The sequence below is a fragment of the Mucilaginibacter flavus genome (assembly GCF_030409315.1).
GTDB classification, from domain to species: domain Bacteria; phylum Bacteroidota; class Bacteroidia; order Sphingobacteriales; family Sphingobacteriaceae; genus Mucilaginibacter; species Mucilaginibacter flavus.
The window spans coordinates 57,002-70,934 of sequence record NZ_JAUFPS010000015.1 but is presented as its reverse complement, the minus strand read 5'-3'; the positions used below and the strand labels follow the sequence as shown (position 1 = coordinate 70,934).

Genomic DNA, 13,933 nt, shown 5'->3' with positions numbered 1-13,933 from the left:
TGCGGAGGTAATCCGGATATAGTATTCCGATGATTGATTTTTATTCAAGGTTTCGAACACTCAAGGTTTTAAACCCATCGCTAACAGGAAATATCTTTTTAATTAAACCTCCTCCATCATTAGCGGCGATTCCGGAAAGTCATCCAAGCTTTTATAATCAAACTTAGCGTTGGTATCGGCCTGTTCAATGGCCCATTTGGCCATGGTATACATCACCGGTTTTAAGCCCATGCCGGCTTTGCTTAACGTGTAGGTTACATGCGGCGGCACAACAGGTTTCGATTCGCGGATAAGCAGACCATCGGTTTCCAATTGTTTTAGGTGTTGGATTAATACCTTTTCGGTAATGGCCGGGATGGCCTTTTTTATCTCGCTGTAGCGCTTACCACCAGTGAGCAGGTGAAACAGAATGATGGGTTTCCAATAGCCGCCAATTTTTTCCATAACATAAGTTACCGGGCATTCATTAAACGCGGTGAGCTTGTTTTCCTGTATGGTTGAGCTTTCTTTAATCTGTGTCATTATCGATACATACTTTAGGGTAAGTACTTGTATTAAAGTAAGTACAAATATAGCTTTGCTCTCATCAAAAACAAAATATAAAAGATTATGAAAATCACCATCACAGGATCAACCGGTAACATCAGCAAACCGTTGGCTCAAATATTAATTGCAGCAGGGCACGAGTTAACCATTGTAAGCAGTAACTCAGATAAGACTGCAGAAATTGAAGCATTGGGCGCAAAGGCCGCTATCGGTTCCCTAACCGATGTTACTTTCATCGCTTCTGCCTTTACCGGGGCCGACGCGGTTTACGCCATGGTACCACCAAATTTTGGCGCGCCCAGTCTGCGTGAATATCAGGGCCAAACAGGTAAAAATTATGCAGAGGCCATCAGGCAGTCTGGCGTTAAGCGGGTAGTAGCGTTAAGCAGCATCGGCGCGCACTTAAGTGAAGGTACCGGCCCTATTAAAGGAGTTCATGATGTGGAAGGAATTTTAAGCGGACTGGAAGATGTAGCTATTAAATTTATCCGCGCACCGTTCTTTTACATTAACCTGTTTAATGATATCCCCATGATTAAAACCGCGGGCATATTAGGCGCTAACTACCCTGCAGATGCCAGGCTGGTAATGGTACACCCTACAGATATTGCCGCCGCCGTTGCCGAAGAATTGCAGCAAAGTTTTGCCGGTAAAAGTGTACGCTACCTGGTAAGCGATGAAACCACAACAGGCCAACTTGCCAAAACCTTAGGCGCGGCCATTGGCAAGCCCGAACTACCATGGGTTGAATTTACCGATGAGCAAGCTTACGGAGGCATGACCCAGCACGGCGTACCCGAAGAAATGGTCAAAAACTTTGTGGAAATGGGCACCGCCATCCGCAGCGGCGCAATATGGGAAGATTATGATAAGCACCAGCCAACAACATCAGGCAAAATCAAACTAACCGATTTTGCCAAAGAGTTTGCAGCTGTTTATAATGCATAACACTCAAAAACAACAAAGCCGCCTAAACAGGAGGCGGCTTTGTTTAAAATTTGGATTTTTCCCCATCTACAGGTCGATGAGCAAAAAAGTCCTTATTCTTTAGTCCCAAAATCCAACAGTCCAAAAGTCTTAACTCTTGATTCTTAACTCTTGATTCTTGATTCTATTTCTTCCCCCAATAATAATTCACACCGAAACCAATATTGGTATTTAAGCCAACATTAAATGAGTTGGCTTTGGTTTGATAATCGTGCGTGTACATCAAATTGCCAAAACCAAGGTTAACGGCCAGTTTCGGGGTTGCAAAAAATACGATGTTGGGGTTGCCGCCAAGGTTTAATGAACCCGATTTGAGGTTATTTACATCGTTGGTAGTAGTTACGCCAAATTGCGGGAAAATGCCTATCCTATCGTTCAACATGCAATAATACCTGAAATGAATGCCGAAAGAGGCCGCATCGGTATGATAGTCATGATTATAAACATAGCTGGTTGTGCCGCTGCCGGCCAAAGCGGTATAGGTAGATGTTTCGGTACCTGCCGTACGTGAATAGCCCGGCTGGATACCTATCGACCAGTTTTTTGATAAAAACATGCCAAAGTCTGGATTGATCTGTAGGGTAGATATGCCGTGATTTTTGTAAACGGTAGTCCCCTCTGTATAATTGTAAGTATTGGTATAACCGTAACTATCATAGTTATAGTTAAAGCTGCCACCAACGTAATAACGACCGGTACCAATCTGTGCGTTTGCAGCGCCTGCTGCCATAGTAGTTAAAAGGATAATCAGTAAGATTTTTTTCATTTGTAAGTATATATGTTTATTAAAATATGGATACGAACAATGCCATCAAAACGAAACATGCGATTTGAAAACTACCCTTAAAATCCTCAAAAGCCTGTTTAATTATTTCACAAAGTCATTTCTCCATCCTCATTTAAACGTAAAACTTGCGCTTAAGGTTAGGTGCTAATAAGTTAAAATGGCCCGATAAAACAAAAAGCCTATCTTTGCGGCATGGGTGTAACTTTTGAAGAATTTAATTTTAACCGGCAAATTTTAAACGCGATAGCCGATGCCGGTTATACCGAAGCTACGCCTATACAGCAAAAGGCTATTCCACCTATATTGAACGGGCAGGATGTGATGGGTATAGCGCAAACCGGTACCGGTAAAACCGCTGCCTATGTTTTGCCTATTATCATGAAGCTAAAATACGCGCAGGGCGATAACCCGCGTGCGCTTATCATTTCGCCAACGCGCGAGCTGGCCATGCAAATTGAAGAAAACGTTAAAACCTTTGCCGCCAATACCGATTTGCGCGTGGTGGTTTTATACGGTGGCCTTGGTCCTAAAACGCAAATAGAACAAATTAATAAAGGGGTTGATATAATTGTGGCTACTCCCGGCCGCTTTATGGATATCTATCTCGCCGGCCACATTGTTACCAAAACCCTACAGGTGCTGGTATTGGATGAAGCCGATAAAATGATGGATATGGGCTTTATGCCCCAGATAAACCGTATTTTGGAAGTAGTGCCTGTTAAAAGGCAAAACCTGCTCTTCTCGGCTACCATGAGCGATAGGATTCATGAGTTATCCAATAATTTTCTGGAGTATCCAACTATTATAGAGGTTAGTCCGCAGGCTACACCGGCGCAAACGGTTAGTCAGCATTTATATCATGTGCCCAATGTTAAAACCAAAATAAACCTGCTTAAAAAGCTGTTGGATTTGGAAGGCGACATTACCAAGCTGATTATATTTTGTAAAACCCGTGTAGCTGCCGAAGATGTTTACAAGTTTTTGCAGCGTAAATACGGCGAAGCAGGGGTAAAGGTATTACACGCCAACAAGGGCCAAAATACCCGCATCAACTCTATCAACTCTTTTAAAAATGATGAGGTAAAAATATTGGTGGCTACAGATGTGGCATCGCGCGGTATTGATGTAAGCGATGTAAGCCATGTGATTAATTTTGACGTGCCGGTTGTTATTGAGGATTATGTGCACAGGATAGGTCGTACCGGCAGGGCGCTGCAATCGGGGGTGGCAATTACATTTTGCGCGCCATCTGAAGAATACTACGTACAAAAGATCGAAAAACTGATTAAGCAGAGTATGCCTGTAACACCGATCCCTGATGATGTGTTTATTGAGGCCACAGGCTACGATGAGCGCCAGGACCAAAATAAAGAGATTGATTTACAGAAACGTAAGGAAGATCCCGACTTTAAAGGGGCTTTCCATGAAAAGAAAACTGTTAATCAGCATAAAAAATTTGATGCTGCCAAAAACAAGGTGAAGTACGGCAAGGCTTATAAAATGGCCGGAGGGCAAAAAGGCAAATCATCGTCCCGTAAAAAGAAATAAACCATAAAACTCCAATAATACTTATAGATGAAATTGCGTATCACCCCGCTAAATTTTGCCACTACCTTTTTTTTAGTGGTAGCGGTTTATATATGGATCAATGGCGCCACAATTATAGGTCACCCGCTTGAGCACTTTAGCGGTACCATCAGCTGGATTTTTGTGCTGTTTGCCTTTGTGGTATTTTTCCTGGATCTCATCTTCCGCAATTTTTTTGCCGAACTAAAAAAACTATGGATCATTGAGTTATGCTTTATAGCCTTAGTGACCATCATATTCTTTCTTGTTAAATAAAATTTACATTTAAATTCAAATGAAAACTGCTGAAATAAAGCTGACCGTTACCCTTGATGATAGCAACGTTCCTGAAAATATCATGTGGGAATCAACCGATTCTCAATCAAAGGAAGCCTTGCCCGTAAAATCATTTATGCTGGCCCTTTGGGATCAAAGCTATAAAAACACCCTGCGTATTGACCTTTGGACTAAAGATATGCCGGTTGACGAAATGAAACGCTTTTTTTACGAAACTCTGCAAACCATGGGCGACAGCTTTTTACGCGCCACCGGCGAAAAAGCCATAGTAGAAGACCTGCGCGACTACTGCGCCCACTTTGCCGATAAAATGGAAATTAAACAATAGATTTTTTAGTAGTAAGTATCAAGTAGTAAGATTTTTGACTTTGAGACAGGAATTTGCTACTTTGACAGAGTTGCTTGATGAATGTAATTGCAGCGGTCTTGCTACTTACTACTAAAATCTTGCAGCTGTCTTACTACTTACTACTTGATACTTACTACTAAAATGAGACTTAGTTCAATTCTATCTTTCCTTGGTTTTGTGCTGCTATTTGCAGGTACTTATTGCCCTTTGTTACGCCCGTTAGGCTTGTTTAACTGGGATGTTTACCAGCTTAACCAGCCATATGGTTTGGTTATTTTGCTGGTTGCCGTAGTTGGTGTGCTTGCCTCTTTCCTTAATCAGCAAAAGTTAACGCGGGTTGCGGCCTGGGCGTCGCTTTTGTTGGTCGTGGTTTTGTTCGCTGCCGCTATCTTTAAAGTTCAAACTGCTTTTAGCTTTATACCTTTCAAAAAGTTTGATTCCTTTTTAACAAGGCATATCAAATTTAAATGGGGATGGTTTGTTTTATTTGCCGGGCCGGTTTTGGCGTTGGCGGGTTCATTAAGTGGCAAGGCCAAAGGCTATATTGCCCCGCCCGAAACCGTTTGAAGCTAACAAATTATTCTTTAAATGTTTATTAGCTGTTTACTTTACGTAAACAGCTTTTTTTTGAACATCTTTGTGTCAAGTAAATAAGATCTATAAATGTTGAAATTTTCTTTCCGTCAGCAGGTATTGACTGGCTTTGTGGTATCAATCCTGTTGGTTTTGGTAGTAGGTATTTTATCCTACACCAGCATTCGCCAGTTGGAGGATGATAATGTTTGGGTTGATCATACCCAAAGTGTTATCAAATCATCAAATAACTTATTGCAACATTTAATTGATGCCGAAACCGGCATGCGAGGCTATGGTGCTACGGGGAAAAAGATATTTCTTGATCCGTACAACGAAGCTTTGCCCCGTTTAGGAGTGGACTTGCAGGAACTGCGCGATCTTACCAAAGATAAACTGGTACAACAGCAACGTATAGACTCATTAACCTCGCTTGTTGCCGCCCAGAGGATCATCCTGAAACTAAACATCGATACCCGGGATAGTAAGGGGCTTGATTACATGGTTCAGAATGATATGTTTTTGAACGGAAAACATAACATGGATGAGATAAGGGGGATAATAGCACATATCATCAACACCGAAAATAAATTCCTGGCTGATAGAAAAGCGAGCTCAGAAAAGGCGTCCAACTTTGCCATTATCGTTATTGTTTGTGGTTCAATTATATTTCTGATCATTATTTTATGGTTGTTCGGGTACATACAAAAAACGTTTGATAAGCAGAAAAAAATTGAGGACGAAATTAAGATAGCCAATATTGAACTTGGCAAAGTATTGGCCGAAAACGAAGCCAAAAACTGGCTGCTTACCGGTACGGGCACTCTTAACGAAAAAATGCAGGGCCAGCAGAGCGAAAAGGAACTATCTCAAAATATTATTGCCGAAGTTTGCGCCTACACCAAAGCCGCCGCAGGTACATTTTATTTATACGATGATAAATTGCAGCGCCTTGATCTGTACGCTTCTTACGCGTTTCATAATCCCGAACTGCTTAAAAAAACGGTACAACTATCTGAAGGCTGGCTTGGGCAGGTTGCTGCCGATGAAAAGGCCGCCGTTATTAAAGGTAAGCTGAACGAAAGGCTGGAGCTATCTTCATCAATAGTAAAAGAAATCTTAACAGAAACATTTATCATTCCTTTCTTCTTCGATAAAAAGCTGAAGGGAGTAATGGAAATAGCATTTGCCGGCGAAATTGCCATTAATGATAATACTTACATTAAAGCTATTGCAAATGATATTGGTATTGCCATAAACACCGCGCAGGCCCGTACTATTATGCACGATCTGTTTGAGGAAACCCAGCAACAGGCCGAAGAACTGGAAGCGCAGCAGGAAGAAATGCGTGTTACCAACGAAGAGCTGATGAACAAAACAGAAATGTTGCAGGCATCAGAAGAGGAATTGCGCGTACAACAGGAAGAACTGCGTACCATCAATGCCGAACTGGAAGAAAAGGCCAGTTTACTTGAAGAAAAGAACCAGGCTATTGAAGAGGCCCGTGCCGCCATCAACGTTAAGGTTGAAGAACTGGAAACTACCGGCAAATACAAATCGGAGTTTTTGGCCAACATGAGCCATGAACTGCGTACACCGCTGAATAGTATCCTGGTACTGGCGCGTATCCTTAAAGATAATAAACCGCTCAACCTGTCAGAAGATCAGATTAAATATGCCAGCGTTATCTTCAACGCCGGTAACGATTTGTTAACGCTGATTAACGATATCCTTGACCTTTCAAAAATTGAATCGGGCAAGCTGGATATGCAAAATGAGGATATCAAAATTTCCGAAATTTTGGGCGATATGGAAATGCTGTTTGCCGAAGTAGCCAGCAACAAAAAAATTAACTATACTACCAGTATAGCTAAGACTGTTCCTGCTACGGTGTTTACCGATAAGGTGCGCGTTGAGCAGGTAATTAAAAATCTGTTGAGCAACGCGTTTAAATTTACGCCGGAGCATGGTTCTATATCTATCAATGTTGGTCCGGGTGCTTTGGATAAAACTATCGCCTTTGCAATCAAAGATTCGGGCATTGGTATTCCTGCCGATAAGCAGCGCATTATTTTTGAAGCCTTCCAGCAGGCCGATGGTTCAACCAGCCGTAAATATGGTGGTACCGGTTTAGGGTTATCTATCAGTAGGGAACTATCTGTGTTATTAGGTGGCCGTATAACATTAAGCAGCGAGCCTGGATTAGGCAGCGAGTTTGTGCTTACCATACCGTATGAAGCCAAAATAGTGCCTGTAGCTGAAGAAGACGTAGTGTTACCAACTGCGCAAACCTTCAAAACCGAAGCTAACTTCCTTAAACCTGCCAAGGCCCTGGTAAGAGAAGATAACCGCGAGCCATTGGTGGTTATTGTGGAAGATGATAAAAACTTTGCCAATATATTACAGGATTACGCCCGCGATCATGGTTATAAATCTATCATGGTTTATGAAGGTACCCGCGCTGTAGAGACTGTAAAGGAGGCCCGACCTGACGCCGTGATTCTGGATATTATGCTGCCTGGTAAAGATGGCTGGCAGATACTGAAAGAGCTGAAAGCCGATCCGGAAACCATGCATATCCCGGTACACCTGATGTCGGCTGGCGAGGCCGCGGCAAACCGCGTGCGTAAAGAGGGTGCTATCAGTTTCCTTAAAAAACCTATCAATACCGAAACATTGGATAAGCTTTTTGCAGATATTATGCTGCAAAGCGGTACCAAGTTTACACAGATATTATTGGTTGAAGATCATCGCGCCCAGAGCCAGGCACTTAAGGATATGATGCAAAGCCAGGGCATTACTGTCGACCAGGCTTTTGACGGCGAATCGGCGTTCAGGATGTTGCATGAAAATGAATACCAGTGTGTGATCCTTGATTTAAACCTGCCAGATATTTCGGGCCTTGATCTGTTAGATAAGATCAAGGAGGTTGATCGTTTCATATCATTGCCGGTTGTTGTAAATACCGCTATGGAGTTGGATAAAACATCGGTAAACAGGTTAATGCAGTATGCCAACGCTATGGTGATTAAAACCAATAAATCGGCCGATAGGTTGATTGATGAGGTTAACCTGTTCCTGAACAAAATAAGCGAGTCATCGGTAAATGTGCAGGCCGCGCCGCCGAAAGCAAAACTGCCATCAAAAGGTAAGGATGCTATTAAAGGCAAAAAAGTGCTTATTGTTGACGATGATATGCGTAATATTTTTGCCTTAAGCAGCGCCCTGCAAAGTTACGACCTGGTGGTAGAGATTGCCAACGACGGCCAGGAAGCGATAGACAAATTAGAAGAAATACCCAACATTGACATTGTGCTGATGGACATCATGATGCCTAAGATGGATGGCTATGAGGCTACCAGGTATATACGCAAACAAAACAAATGGGCTAAGCTACCTGTAATAGCTTTAACGGCCAAAGCGATGAAAGACGACCGCGAGAAATGCATAGCGGCCGGAGCCAACGACTATATCACTAAACCGGTTGATATGGACAGGCTTATTTCATTGATGCAGCTGTGGCTTGAAAGTTAATTTATGACCGATACTTCCGTTATTATATCATCTGTACAGATTACCGAACTGATAGACCTGGTAAAGAAATTTCATGGTTTTGATTTCTCGGGCTATACCAAAGCTTCGTTAAAACGCAGGATTACCAGGATCATGCAGTTAAAAAAGCTTAGCTTTTATGATTTGAAGCATACCCTGGTAAATGATCCGCATTTTTTCCAGGATTTTTTAGAGGAGATCACGGTAAACGTTACCGAAATGTTTCGTGATCCCTCGTTTTATAAAGCCCTAAATAACCAGGTAGTACCTTACCTTTCAACCTATCAGCATTCAAAAATATGGTGCGCGGGCTGTTCAACCGGCGAGGAAGCTTATTCCCTGGCCATACTGATGCGTGAGGCCGGGCTTAGCCAAAAATCATTCATCTACGGCACCGATATCAATACCGAGGTACTGAAGGAGGCCCGCCGTGGCATCTATAGTTTGCGTAACATAAAAAGCTATGCCGAAAACTACCAGTTTACCGGTTTAAAAGGTTCAATATCAGATAATTTTACGATATTGTATGATGCGGCATCTATTCATAACGAATTGAAGCAAAATACCCTGTTTTCGGTGCATAATTTAGTGTCAGATGGGGTGTTCAATGAATTTCAGCTTATTAGTTGCCGCAACGTGTTCATCTACTTCGAAACAGACCTTCAGGAACGCATCCTTGATCTGTTTTATAAAAGTTTGTGCCATTTAGGGTATTTATGCCTGGGTAGTAAAGAAACTATCCGCTCAGATGCTTTCAAAAAGAAGTTTAAGGTCATCAATCAGAAAGAAAATATTTATCAAAAAATTGGGGCCTGATAAAAATTTACTCGAACGCTGGCATGATGCCGAAATTCTGCTGTTAGGAGGATCGGCCGGGTCGTTCAAGCTGTTATTTCATATTGTTAAATCTTTATCGCCTGCCATCAATAAAACGGTAATCATCGTTATTCATCGCAAAAAAAATTTTTTTAGCGAGATAGAAAAACTGTTTGCCGAAAATAGCCGTATGTTGTTACGCGAAGTTGTTGATAAGGATACTCTTAATAAGAATACTATCTATATAGCACCTGCAAATTATCATACGCTGATAGAAAAAGATGGTACCTTTGGTTTGGATGTTTCTGACGCGGTGTGGTACTCAAAGCCATCAATTGATGTAACTTTTGAAAGTGCCGCCGAAGTGTACAAGGAACGCTGCATAGCTATACTGCTATCCGGCGCAAACCAGGATGGGGCCGAGGGATTGTTGAAACTGAAACAAAGCGGCGCGACAACTATTGCACAACACCCCGAAGATGCAGAAATGGACGAAATGCCCAGGGCAGCCATAAATATTGGCGCTGCTCAATACATATTACATACAGACGAGATTTTTAATTTATTGCAAACAGAATGATTCACCATACATTAATTAATATTACATGACCCCTGTAAATATTCTTATTGTTGATGATAGGGAAGAGAACATAATAGCGCTTGAGGCCTTATTAAAGCGCGACGATATCCGCATTTTTTCTACAACATCTCCCAACGAGGCTTTAAAAATAGCCTGGGAAACCCATATAGCCATAGCATTGGTTGACGTTCAAATGCCCGAAATGGATGGCTTTGAATTGGTTGAAATGCTAAAATCAAACCCGCGCACAAAAGATATTATGGTAATATTTGTTACCGCTATATCAAAAGAAACCAAATATGCCGTAAAAGGCCTTGGCACAGGCGCGGTTGATTACCTGTACAAGCCGCTTGACCCTTATATCACATCGGCCAAAGTTGATTCATTTGTGCAGCTTGCACGCACACAAGCCGAGATCAGGCTAAAAAATGATGAACTGCAAAACTATTCTATCGTAGTAAAAAACTCGGCCGATATTATCTGTTCTGTTGATGCGCAAACCCTGCGTATAGAAAACATTAACCCCGCTGTTGAACCCATTATGGGTTTTAAGCCGGCGGAGCTTTTGGGTAAAAGTGTTGTAAACCTGGCTATAGACGAGCACCAGCCCGCGTTTAGAAAAAAACTGGGCGAAATTATTAAAGATAACCTGCCCTTTGCCGTATTTGAATTTAGGTTTGAAAGGTTTGATAAATGCGTTATTTGGGTAGAGTGCCGCGCATCGTATCGCAATAAGGTGATCTTTATCAATATCAGTGATATTTCGCCACAAAAAAGTTACCAGGAACAGCTTATCAAATCAAAAGAACAGGCCGAGTATACTAAAAAGGTAAAAGAAACCTTTTTGGCTAACATGAGCCACGAGTTGCGCACGCCTATAAACGGTATTATAGGCATTACCGGTATGTTGCTTAAAACCAATGTTGATGAACAACAAAAAGGGATGCTGGATTTGCTGGAAACATCATCTAAATCGTTATTAGGTGTTATTAACGATGTGCTGGACATTTCTAAAATTGAAGCTGGCAAGTTTAACATTATCCGTACGCCCAATAATGTATCAGATATCATTAAATCGGTTTTTGATCTGCTAAAATACAGGGCCGATGAAGCCAACATAGAATTTTTATTGGAGATAGATCCTGATGTACCGCAAAGCCTGATGGTAGACTCGTTGCGACTTAACCAGATATTGATGAACCTGCTTAGCAACGCTATTAAATTTACCGAAAGGGGCTATGTAAAGCTTAAGGTATCGGTATTGCAAAGGCACAATGATAAAGTGAAATTAAAATACAGCATTGAAGATACCGGCATAGGTATTCCTGCCGATAGGATTAACCGGATATTTGAATCATTTGAACAAGCCGAAGAGGATACCGTAAGTAAATACGGTGGTACCGGGCTTGGGTTGGCCATTGTGAAAAATTTAGTTGAGTTAAAAGGCGGCGAGCTTACCGTAAGCAGTCAACTCGGCAAAGGCAGTACTTTTAGTTTCATAAACTGGCATACCATTGCCAGTAAACCGGTTGCTAAAGCCAATGCTAAGCCCGATAAGGCACTTACTCCTTTTGTAGGTGTAAAGGTGCTGGTGGCCGAGGATAATATGGTAAATCAATTTATGTTGTCTAAAATTTTGAAAGACTGGCAAATGGAAATTGATATGGTTGATAACGGACGCAAAGCGCTTGATAAGCTAACCGCCAACAACTATGATATTATTTTGATGGATACACACATGCCTGAGATGAATGGTTATGAAACAGCCCGGAACATCAGGGTTGATTTTGCCGAGCCTAAAAGGAGCATCCCCATTATATCACTATCGGCGGCATCATTTGGTCACGAGCAGCAGGAAGCGCTTACCGCTGGGATGAATGATGTATTATCAAAACCATTTCAGCCATACCAGCTACATGAAAAAATAAGTAAGCTGTTAAATTCAAATGCTAAGGCGCTAAAAGTTTAATTTAGTTTGTCCTACACCTAAAACGCGGGCTTCGTGCTCCAGTAGCCATTGTTTGCGCCAAAGCCCGCCCGCGTAGCCGGTTAAACTGCCATCGGAGCCAATAACCCGGTGGCAGGGCACTACAACCCACAAGTTGTTTTTACCATTGGCAGATGCTATGGCCCTTATGGCCAAAGGATTGTTCATCCGTTGTGATTGCTGCAAATAAGTAGTGGTAGTGCCGTATTCAATTTTCAGTAGCTCATCCCAAACCTGCTGCTGAAAACCGGTGCCAGGCTGTTTTATGGGGAAATCGAACGTTTTTCTTTTGCCATCAAAATATTCCTGTAGTTCATCAATAGCCATTTGCAACAGTGGAGTAGCGGGCGGCTCAATTTCATATTCCTCATCGCGAATAGAAATCCCCGAAATAAATTCATCATTCTGCGTTATGCGAACGATTCCTATTGGCGTACGGTAATAGGCTATGGGCATGGTAGTGTTAATTGGTTAGGCGGCTGATTAATCTTAAAGTTTATTCTACGTAAATGGTCGCTTTCTTCATGCCATCGGCAAGTCGGTGGATGGTGTCTTCTATTTTTTTAGCCTGATTAAATGACGGATGCTTTACGCCCGACGAATATTGCCTCAATAAGCCGGCATGAATCCCCGCGTATTTAGCTACTTTACTAATATTTAAAAAATCAAACTCGCGGAACAACGCATACATATCATATACGTGGTCAAATACCACTGTATCTGGGTTTAATTCTTCAAATTCGAAAAGTAGATTTTTAATTTTACTGTCTATTTCGGCAATGTTTTGCCCAAAATCTGTTATCAGGTTGTCGTTATAAGTAACGCGTCCCCATAGTCCTTCATCGCCTTTTTCGAGTATCAGTTCAAGCTTTATATTTTCCATAATATTTACTTTTAATGAGAATCAAACAGAGGGGCTATTTAAGCCCCGCCTGTTTGAATATAGAATTCAACGTTCCCCTTGGTATGTCTCCCGAATGCACAGGAACAGTAACCTTTCCGGGTTTTACTGGATGAACCATTTGTAAGTGACTGCCTTTTTGAGTTTTCTCAATCCAACCATCAGCTTTCAAGGTTCTTATCAGTTCCTTGCAATTCATATGTAAAGGTAGCATTTTTGCTACTTTATTCAAATACGGCGCACAAAATAATCGTCGCCTATTCACAAATTATTACCTTTGCCGCATGAAGCTTGTTAACGAAACCATCCATTTACTCAAAAAGGAAATTTTATTGGAGTGGCGTTCAAAATACGCTTTTAACGGTATTTTGCTGTACGTGGTATCAACCGTGTTTGTTTGCTACATCTCCTTTAACCTTACACCTGGTTTTAGCGGTAGCAGCGGGTACGCAGTGGTTTGGAATGTGTTATTCTGGATCATTATGCTTTTTGCATCAGTGAATGCTATCGCCAAAAGCTTTATGCAGGAAAGTAAGGGGCGCCTGCTTTATTATTATTCCATTGCCAGTCCGCAGGCTATTATTCTGTCAAAAACCATTTACAATATCCTGCTGATGTCGCTGATCAGCGTCCTGGCATTATTGGTATACAAGATATTTTTTGTAAAACCCCTTGGCGACTCTTTGTTTTACTTTTTAACAGTATTACTGGGTAGCATTAGTTTTTCAACGGTGTTTACCATGATCTCGGCCATTGCTTCAAAGGCCGGCAATAACGGCACATTAATGGCTATTCTCAGCTTTCCGGTCATCATCCCAGTAATATTAATTCTTATCCGCCTCAGTAAAAGGGCGATGGATGGTATTGACCGCAGTTTTAGCTACGGTGATATTGGTGTATTGTTTGCCATAAACGCCATCGTAATTACTACCGCTTTACTGTTATTCCCCTTTTTGTGGCGGGATTAATATCTGAAAACTAATTAGTTATAT

The 13,933-nt window shown here is 41.7% G+C and carries 15 protein-coding genes; 10 read left to right on the top strand and 5 right to left on the bottom strand.

All coding sequences use genetic code 11. The features are described from left to right. Positions 1-102: 102 nt before the first annotated feature. Positions 103-522, bottom strand: coding sequence for a winged helix-turn-helix transcriptional regulator (locus QWZ17_RS05545; RefSeq protein WP_290304026.1), 420 nt, complete (start codon positions 520-522; stop codon positions 103-105). 87 nt (positions 523-609) lie between these two features. On the opposite strand from QWZ17_RS05545, the gene QWZ17_RS05540 reads away from it, so the two are divergent. Continuing rightward, positions 610-1,494 carry an NmrA family NAD(P)-binding protein gene (locus QWZ17_RS05540; protein WP_290304025.1) on the top strand — a complete coding sequence of 295 codons (885 nt, stop codon included), beginning with the start codon at positions 610-612 and terminating at the stop codon, positions 1,492-1,494. Between the two features lie 163 nt (positions 1,495-1,657). Here the strand turns inward: QWZ17_RS05540 and QWZ17_RS05535 are convergent, their stop codons facing one another. Continuing rightward, on the bottom strand, positions 1,658-2,299 hold the full coding sequence (locus tag QWZ17_RS05535; RefSeq protein WP_290304024.1) for a hypothetical protein: 642 nt from the start codon (positions 2,297-2,299) through the stop codon (positions 1,658-1,660). Positions 2,300-2,512: 213 nt separating this feature from the next. Between QWZ17_RS05535 and QWZ17_RS05530 the strand changes: the two genes are divergently transcribed. From QWZ17_RS05530 to QWZ17_RS05495, 8 genes are all read left to right on the top strand, one after another. Further along, the gene (locus tag QWZ17_RS05530) at positions 2,513-3,868 is read left to right on the top strand and encodes a DEAD/DEAH box helicase (RefSeq protein ID WP_290304023.1); all 1,356 of its coding nucleotides are present in this window, start codon (positions 2,513-2,515) and stop codon (positions 3,866-3,868) included. 27 nt (positions 3,869-3,895) lie between these two features. Next, positions 3,896-4,162 (top strand): hypothetical protein, encoded by a 267-nt coding sequence (locus QWZ17_RS05525; protein WP_290304022.1) that lies wholly within the window; start codon positions 3,896-3,898, stop codon positions 4,160-4,162. Positions 4,163-4,181: 19 nt separating this feature from the next. Further along, positions 4,182-4,511, top strand: a complete 330-nt coding sequence (gldC, locus tag QWZ17_RS05520) for a gliding motility protein GldC (RefSeq protein WP_290304021.1) — start codon at positions 4,182-4,184, stop codon at positions 4,509-4,511. Positions 4,512-4,673: 162 nt separating this feature from the next. Continuing rightward, positions 4,674-5,099 carry a hypothetical protein gene (locus QWZ17_RS05515; RefSeq protein ID WP_290304020.1) on the top strand — a complete coding sequence of 142 codons (426 nt, stop codon included), beginning with the start codon at positions 4,674-4,676 and terminating at the stop codon, positions 5,097-5,099. A gap of 96 nt (positions 5,100-5,195) precedes the next feature. After that, positions 5,196-8,639: a response regulator gene (locus tag QWZ17_RS05510; protein ID WP_290304019.1), complete on the top strand. Its 3,444-nt coding sequence runs from the start codon at positions 5,196-5,198 to the stop codon at positions 8,637-8,639. Between the two features lie 3 nt (positions 8,640-8,642). Next, the gene (locus tag QWZ17_RS05505) at positions 8,643-9,473 is read left to right on the top strand and encodes a CheR family methyltransferase (RefSeq protein WP_290304018.1); all 831 of its coding nucleotides are present in this window, start codon (positions 8,643-8,645) and stop codon (positions 9,471-9,473) included. Then, positions 9,463-10,053: a chemotaxis protein CheB gene (locus QWZ17_RS05500; RefSeq protein WP_290304017.1), complete on the top strand. Its 591-nt coding sequence runs from the start codon at positions 9,463-9,465 to the stop codon at positions 10,051-10,053. The genes QWZ17_RS05505 and QWZ17_RS05500 overlap by 11 nt, the downstream gene beginning before the upstream one ends. A 25-nt stretch (positions 10,054-10,078) precedes the next feature. Then, positions 10,079-12,022, top strand: coding sequence for a hybrid sensor histidine kinase/response regulator (locus QWZ17_RS05495; RefSeq protein WP_290304016.1), 1,944 nt, complete (start codon positions 10,079-10,081; stop codon positions 12,020-12,022). Here the strand turns inward: QWZ17_RS05495 and QWZ17_RS05490 are convergent. Genes QWZ17_RS05490 through QWZ17_RS05480 form a run of 3 tightly spaced genes read right to left on the bottom strand, consistent with a single transcriptional unit; the run spans position 12,011 to position 13,140 of the window. Beyond that, positions 12,011-12,496 carry a methylated-DNA--[protein]-cysteine S-methyltransferase gene (locus tag QWZ17_RS05490; protein ID WP_290304015.1) on the bottom strand — a complete coding sequence of 162 codons (486 nt, stop codon included), beginning with the start codon at positions 12,494-12,496 and terminating at the stop codon, positions 12,011-12,013. The genes QWZ17_RS05495 and QWZ17_RS05490 overlap by 12 nt on opposite strands. A gap of 40 nt (positions 12,497-12,536) precedes the next feature. After that, positions 12,537-12,923 carry a hypothetical protein gene (locus QWZ17_RS05485; protein WP_290304014.1) on the bottom strand — a complete coding sequence of 129 codons (387 nt, stop codon included), beginning with the start codon at positions 12,921-12,923 and terminating at the stop codon, positions 12,537-12,539. Positions 12,924-12,957: 34 nt separating this feature from the next. Continuing rightward, the gene (locus QWZ17_RS05480; RefSeq protein ID WP_290304030.1) at positions 12,958-13,140 is read right to left on the bottom strand and encodes a type II toxin-antitoxin system HicA family toxin; all 183 of its coding nucleotides are present in this window, start codon (positions 13,138-13,140) and stop codon (positions 12,958-12,960) included. An 85-nt stretch (positions 13,141-13,225) separates the two neighbouring features. Between QWZ17_RS05480 and QWZ17_RS05475 the strand changes: the two genes are divergently transcribed. Then, the gene (locus QWZ17_RS05475) at positions 13,226-13,909 is read left to right on the top strand and encodes a heme exporter protein CcmB (protein WP_290304013.1); all 684 of its coding nucleotides are present in this window, start codon (positions 13,226-13,228) and stop codon (positions 13,907-13,909) included. Positions 13,910-13,933: the final 24 nt, after the last annotated feature.

Bases quoted from the DNA above. Each gene is read 5' to 3' on its own strand.
- QWZ17_RS05490 (WP_290304015.1), bottom strand. From the start codon at position 12,496: ATGCCCATAGCCTATTACCGTACGCCAATAGGAATCGTTCGCATAACG.
- QWZ17_RS05525 (WP_290304022.1), top strand. From the start codon at position 3,896: ATGAAATTGCGTATCACCCCGCTAAATTTTGCCACTACCTTTTTTTTA.
- QWZ17_RS05505 (WP_290304018.1), top strand. From the start codon at position 8,643: ATGACCGATACTTCCGTTATTATATCATCTGTACAGATTACCGAACTG.
- gldC (WP_290304021.1), top strand. From the start codon at position 4,182: ATGAAAACTGCTGAAATAAAGCTGACCGTTACCCTTGATGATAGCAAC.
- QWZ17_RS05485 (WP_290304014.1), bottom strand. From the start codon at position 12,923: ATGGAAAATATAAAGCTTGAACTGATACTCGAAAAAGGCGATGAAGGA.
- QWZ17_RS05545 (WP_290304026.1), bottom strand. From the start codon at position 522: ATGACACAGATTAAAGAAAGCTCAACCATACAGGAAAACAAGCTCACC.
- QWZ17_RS05530 (WP_290304023.1), top strand. From the start codon at position 2,513: ATGGGTGTAACTTTTGAAGAATTTAATTTTAACCGGCAAATTTTAAAC.
- QWZ17_RS05475 (WP_290304013.1), top strand. From the start codon at position 13,226: ATGAAGCTTGTTAACGAAACCATCCATTTACTCAAAAAGGAAATTTTA.
- QWZ17_RS05535 (WP_290304024.1), bottom strand. From the start codon at position 2,299: ATGAAAAAAATCTTACTGATTATCCTTTTAACTACTATGGCAGCAGGC.
- QWZ17_RS05515 (WP_290304020.1), top strand. From the start codon at position 4,674: ATGAGACTTAGTTCAATTCTATCTTTCCTTGGTTTTGTGCTGCTATTT.
- QWZ17_RS05480 (WP_290304030.1), bottom strand. From the start codon at position 13,140: ATGAATTGCAAGGAACTGATAAGAACCTTGAAAGCTGATGGTTGGATT.
- QWZ17_RS05510 (WP_290304019.1), top strand. From the start codon at position 5,196: ATGTTGAAATTTTCTTTCCGTCAGCAGGTATTGACTGGCTTTGTGGTA.
- QWZ17_RS05540 (WP_290304025.1), top strand. From the start codon at position 610: ATGAAAATCACCATCACAGGATCAACCGGTAACATCAGCAAACCGTTG.
- QWZ17_RS05495 (WP_290304016.1), top strand. From the start codon at position 10,079: ATGACCCCTGTAAATATTCTTATTGTTGATGATAGGGAAGAGAACATA.